This is a genomic window from Pseudomonas sp. A125 (assembly GCF_055409485.1).
The window spans coordinates 1-781 of record NZ_JBUZVP010000093.1 but is presented as its reverse complement, the minus strand read 5'-3'; the positions used below and the strand labels follow the sequence as shown (position 1 = coordinate 781).

Annotated in this window: 1 protein-coding gene; it reads right to left on the bottom strand. The window is 60.9% G+C overall.

Annotated elements, in window-relative coordinates; all coding sequences use genetic code 11:
• Positions 1-726 (bottom strand): IS30 family transposase (locus tag ACZRN6_RS36545; protein WP_464009966.1); only part of this gene is annotated, 726 nt, incomplete at its 3' end.
• Positions 727-781: the final 55 nt, after the last annotated feature.

The window sequence follows — 781 nt, the reverse complement described above, 5'->3', positions numbered from 1 at the left end:
CTGGTCGTAGGTCATGCTCTTGCGCATCGCCAGCGGCATGCCATTGAGCGCTGCACTGAAGCCTTCCATCGCCGAGGTCGCCGTCGCGTCGTTCATCTTTACCAGCATCAGGTAGCCACTGGTGCGCTCTACCAGCGTGCCTACAGACGAGGCGTTGGCCTTGCCCTTGATCAGATCGCCTTCCCAATGCCCTGGCATCAGTCGGTCTTCGATCTCCGGTGGGCGCACATGGATGCTGACCATCTCGGGGATCTGGCCACGCCGATCCACGCCGCCAGAGCGCGGCCGGCGCGTCGTCTTACTTTGGCGCAGGCAGATGATCAGCTCCTTACGCAGCTCGCCGACCGGCAAGGCATAGATGGCGTTATAGATCGTCTCGCGACAGACGTATGCATCTCTGAGGCTGGGAATGTTCATGCTGCGCAGCTTGCCGGCAATCTGCTCGGGAGACAAACGCTCGCGCAGCATATGGGCCACCAACTGAAAGCGCTCACCACCCGGCAACAGCTTTCGTTTCGGTCGACAGCCTTGGCGGCGGGCCTGCATCTGCTGCTGGGCCATGCGGGCCGAGTAGCCACCACAGACATCTCGATTGCGGCGCAGCTCCCGGCTGATGGTCGAAGGGGATCGGGTGATCAAGCAAGCAATCTTGCGCAGGCTGAACCCTTGGGCACGGCTGATTTGAATGGTGGCGCGTTCTTCAACGCTGAGTTCGGAATAAGACATAGGGGCAGCACCGTACCGGAAAGGTCAGGTGTTGCACTCAGTTTTTGCCGCCGCC